This is a genomic window from Cellulomonas sp. P4_B5_2, assembly GCF_056402235.1.
Genome location: NZ_JBFUHU010000307.1, coordinates 1 through 4,521, shown reverse-complemented (window position 1 = coordinate 4,521; position 4,521 = coordinate 1). Strand labels below are relative to the sequence as shown.

The window sequence follows — 4,521 nt, the reverse complement described above, 5'->3', positions numbered from 1 at the left end:
GAAGTACGCGGCCTGGACGCCGACGGTGGCCTGCGAGGCGATCATGAAGCCGACGACGATGACCAGGCAGATCAGGACGAGGTTGCCGGTGTTGAGGATGAGGAACGCCGGGACCGCGAAGAGCATGAGGAACCCGGTGACGATCAGGTACATCCGCTTGCGCCCGAACCGGTCGGACAGGATGCCGAACACGACGGCGGAGACGCAGGCGCACAGGGCACCGAGGAGCAGGAACTTCGGGATGAGCTTGGAGTCGACGTCGAGGTAGTTGATCAGGTAGGCGCCGATGAAGACCTGGAAGACGTACGAGTGCGAGTTCGCGCCGATGTTCATGAAGAACACGCGGGCGAGGTGCTTCTTGCCGTGCTTCCACACGTCGACGACGGGCGAGTCCTTCTTGGCGGCCTCGATCGCGCCCTCGGCCTTGAGCTCCTCGAAGACCGGGGACTCCTTGACCTTGCGACGGATCACGTAGGCGGCGATCGTCACGAAGATCGAGCTGAAGAAGACGAGACGCCAGCCGTAGGACAGCAGGGCCTCCTCCGGCATCATCTGCACGAGGATCCACACGACGGCGCCCATGGCCGCACCGGCGGCCGCGCCCACGAACACCAGCGACGAGAACCGGCCGCGCTTGCCCTTGGGGGCGGTCTCCGTCAGCAGCACGATGCCGCTCGCCTGTTCGGCGCCCGCGCCGAAGCCCTGCAGGAACCGGGCCATGAGCAGCAGGATCGGGGACCAGATCCCCACGACCGCGTAGGTGGGCAGCAGGCCGATCGCGAACGTCGCGGTGCCCATGAGGAACAGCGTGGCGACCATGACGAACTTGCGGCCGAGGCGGTCGCCGTACTTGGAGAAGAACAGTCCACCGAGCGGGCGTGCGCCGAAGCCGACGAACAGCACGCCGAACGACGCGWGCATCCCGGAGATCGGGTCCATGTCGGAGAAGAAGATCTTGCTGAAGATGATCGCCGACGCGGTGCCGAAGATCGTGAAGTCGAAGTTCTCGAGCGCGGTCCCGATGCCACCGGCCCAGGCTGCTCGGCGCAGGTTCTTCTGATCGACGGGGGGAAGGACGCCGTCCGCGGTCGCGGGCGGTGGCAGGACGATGTTTCCGGTCACAGGACACCTGTCTCATGGGAGCTCGCACGCCCTGCCGTCATCGGCCGGGCTGGAGACTCGGGGCGCGAGCAAGGTGCCCGCGGTCGCGCAGATCGAGACAGCCTTGTCTCGCGTCTAGCTGGCACTCCTTGTTCGGCTCACGACGTGAGCGCGTTCCCGGGGGGATCCTCGATGGAGGCTCGGGGCACTGGTGCTGCGCGATTCCGGAGTGCTGGTCTGTATGGAACTCAGTTCCGGTACGTGGAACAACGTAGAGCGGGCTTTCCACGGAACCAGGGGTCGAAGGTCCTGTTCGTCCGATCCGATCCGGTCCAGCGCCGACCCTGCTGATCCCGGAGGTGGGTCGCATCGGTTCGCCATTGACCGACCACTCCGACGGCCACCCCGCACATCCCGCGATGTGAGAAGCCGTCCCGATCGTTGACATCGTCGCGCTCGGAGCCGACCCTCCTGCGCGGGTCAGGAGCTCCGCCGTCTGGCTCGGCAGGCGGAGCAGCAACCCTCCGACGTGTGGGGTGCTCCCGAGCAAGACCCGGCCAGCCTGGACGGCGGGCGAACGTCGACCCCCAGGGATCAGCCATGTCCGTCGATCTCCTCCCGTCCACCGTCTCCGCGAGGTACGGCGGCGCGGCGCCCACCGACGTCGCCACCTCGGCCCCGTCCTGCCGTACGAGCAGCAGCAGGACGTCCTGCGCCGGTTCGCCGGGGAGGTCGTGCCGCTGGTCCGTGCCGAGGTGTCGACCACGCTGTGGGGCCCCGACGACCCCGGGCGCGCACGCGGGCTCGCGGCGGCGGACGCGTCTCTCGTCGGCGTCGGCGGCGGGACTACCCTGACCAGATGACCACCTCGCTCGAGCAGCCCGTGCACGACGCCGTCGAGACGCCCGACGTCGTCGCACAGGTTCGGGCGGTCGCGGAACGGGCCAAGGTCGCGTCCCGCGCGCTCGCCACGGCTACCCGGGCCACCAAGGACGCGGCCCTGCGCGGCATGGCGGACGCCCTCGTGGCGGCCACCCCCGAGATCGTCGCGGCCAACGCGGTCGACCTCGAGCGCGGCCGGAGCAACGGCACCTCCGCGGGCCTGCTGGACCGCCTCGCGCTGACACCGGAGCGCATCGTGGGCATCGCCGACGCCCTGCGTGAGCTCGCCGCCCTGCCCGACCCGGTGGGTGAGGTGGTCCGCGGCTCCACGTTGCCCAACGGCCTGCGCATGAGGCAGGTGCGCGTCCCGATGGGCGTGGTCGGCATGATCTACGAGGCGCGTCCGAACGTGACCGTCGACGCCGCGGGGCTGGCGCTCAAGAGCGGCAACGCCGTCATCCTGCGGGGCGGCTCGGCCGCGGCCGCGAGCAACGAGGTCATCGTCGAGGTGCTGTCGAGGGCGCTCGTCGCACAGCGGCTCCCCGGTGCGCTCGTGCAGTCGATCGACGCCTGGGGTCGCGAGGGCGCGGTCGCCCTCATGCACGCCCGCGGGCTGGTCGACCTGCTGGTGCCCCGCGGGGGAGCGGACCTGATCCAGACCGTCGTGCGCGAGTCCACCGTGCCCGTCGTCGAGACCGGCGTGGGCAACGTGCACGTCTACGTCGACGAGACCGCGGACCTCGCTGTCGCCATCCCGATCCTGCTCAACTCCAAGACCCAGCGCGTCGGCGTCTGCAACGCCGCCGAGACGCTGCTGGTGCACCAGGCCGTCGCCGACGAGTTCCTCCCGGTCGCCATCGCCATGCTGGCCGACGCGGGCGTCACCATCCACGGCGACGAGACCACCCTCGCGCTCGCCCCCGACGAGGCCGACTGCGTGCCGGCCACGGACGAGGACTGGGCCACCGAGTACCTGTCGCTCGACCTCGCCGTCCGGGTGGTCGACTCGCTCGACGAGGCCCTCGAGCACATCCGCGAGTGGAGCTCGGGCCACACCGAGGCGATCATCACGCAGGACCTGGCGTCCTCGGAGCGGTTCGTGGCCGAGGTGGACTCCGCGGCGGTCATGGTGAACGCCTCCACGCGGTTCACCGACGGCGGCCAGCTGGGCCTCGGCGCGGAGATCGGCATCTCCACCCAGAAGCTCCACGCCCGCGGGCCGATGGGCCTCGGCGAGCTCACGACGACCAAGTGGATCGTGCACGGCGACGGGCACGTCCGACCCTGATGCCACAGTCCCGCGTGCGACACTGTTCGCTCCCGCCCACCCCTGGAGGAATGTCGTGCATGCTGCCCTGATCGCCGCGGCTGAGGCCGCCGAGCACACCAACGAGCTGCCGTTCCCGCCCGTGGTGTTCGGTATCGGAGCGTTCGTCGGTCTCGTCGCCATGCTGCTCATCACGTTCGCCTTCCGCAGCGTCGGGACGCGCCACTGACCGACGTACCGAGAGGGACCGGACCGATGACGGAGCCGCCGCACAGGACACGCCTGGGCGTGATGGGCGGCACGTTCGACCCCATCCATCACGGTCACCTGGTGGCCGCGAGCGAGGTGGCCGCACGGTTCGATCTCGACGAGGTCGTCTTCGTCCCGACGGGGCGGCCGACGTTCAAGCTCCACCAGGACGTCACCGTGCCCGAGCACCGGTACCTCATGACCGTGATCGCGACGGCGTCGAACCCGAGATTCACCGTGAGCCGGGTCGATGTGGACAGGTCAGGTGTGACGTACACCGTGGATACGCTGCGCGACCTCAAGACGGCACGCCCGGACGCCGAACTCTTCTTCATCACAGGTGCGGACGCCATCGCGCAGATCGTGACGTGGAAGGATGCCGAGGAGCTCTTCTCGATGGCGCAGTTCGTGGCGGTCACCCGTCCCGGGCACGCGTTGTCGGTCGACGGGCTTCCCGCCGATCGAGTCCACGTCTTGGAGGTCCCCGCCCTGGCGATCTCCTCGACCGACGTCCGCGCACGTGAGCGCGCCGGGCAGCCGGTCTGGTACCTCGTCCCTGACGGGGTCGTCCAGTACATCGCCAAGCACAGGTTGTATCGAGGTCAGTCATGAGTGAACCGGGAGAGCGGCGGCGCCGCCGCGAGCTCCATCGCAACCCCGAGACGGGCGACGTCGCGGGTGCCGCACCCGACGCCGGGTCCGCGGCCGGTCCGGCGTCCCCGGGTGGTGCGAGCGCCGGTCAGGTCTCCCGCCGCGCGATGCGTGGTCAGGGCGGCGACGACACGCCTCCCCGCGGGACCGCGCCCGCACCGACGACCGACGCCAGCCGCTCCCGCCGCTCCATCCGCGACACCGCGCTCGACCCCACGAGCGCCCGGCCGGGCACGGCAGGCACCGGAACCCCAGCATGGTCGGCGGCCGCACCGAACCCGGCACCCAGCCGCCCTGCCGCACCGGCCGCAGCACCGCCGCGGCAGTCTCCGCCGGCCGGCGCCCCCGCACGGCCCGCCGCCGCTCAGCGC

The 4,521-nt window shown here is 70.4% G+C and carries 4 protein-coding genes, 1 pseudogene and 1 riboswitch; of the genes and pseudogenes, 4 read left to right on the top strand and 1 reads right to left on the bottom strand.

Features of this window, described 5'->3' with window-relative positions:
• Window positions 1-1,122 (bottom strand): MFS transporter (locus AC1DUQ_RS18135; RefSeq protein ID WP_477074280.1); only part of this gene is annotated, 1,122 nt, incomplete at its 3' end.
• A gap of 457 nt (window positions 1,123-1,579) precedes the next feature.
• Window positions 1,580-1,687: riboswitch (SAM riboswitch) on the top strand.
• Window positions 1,688-1,960: 273 nt separating this feature from the next.
• Between AC1DUQ_RS18135 and AC1DUQ_RS18130 the strand changes: the two genes are divergently transcribed.
• The 4 genes and pseudogenes from AC1DUQ_RS18130 to AC1DUQ_RS18115 form a co-directional block, all read left to right on the top strand.
• On the top strand, window positions 1,961-3,271 hold the full coding sequence (locus AC1DUQ_RS18130; RefSeq protein WP_477074279.1) for a glutamate-5-semialdehyde dehydrogenase: 1,311 nt from the start codon (window positions 1,961-1,963) through the stop codon (window positions 3,269-3,271).
• Window positions 3,272-3,326: 55 nt separating this feature from the next.
• Window positions 3,327-3,479 carry a hypothetical protein gene (locus AC1DUQ_RS18125; protein ID WP_186814759.1) on the top strand — a complete coding sequence of 51 codons (153 nt, stop codon included), beginning with the start codon at window positions 3,327-3,329 and terminating at the stop codon, window positions 3,477-3,479.
• Window positions 3,480-3,505: 26 nt separating this feature from the next.
• Entirely contained in the window at window positions 3,506-4,111 is a 606-nt protein-coding gene (gene nadD / locus AC1DUQ_RS18120) for a nicotinate-nucleotide adenylyltransferase (protein ID WP_477062985.1), read from the top strand.
• A pseudogene (locus AC1DUQ_RS18115) lies at window positions 4,108-4,521 on the top strand (hypothetical protein); the annotation flags it as partial. The gene nadD and the pseudogene AC1DUQ_RS18115, both read left to right, overlap by 4 nt.

Excerpts from the sequence above, each read along its gene's own strand:
- AC1DUQ_RS18130 (WP_477074279.1), top strand. The coding sequence starts at position 1,961 with ATGACCACCTCGCTCGAGCAGCCCGTGCACGACGCCGTCGAGACGCCC.
- nadD (WP_477062985.1), top strand. The coding sequence starts at position 3,506 with ATGACGGAGCCGCCGCACAGGACACGCCTGGGCGTGATGGGCGGCACG.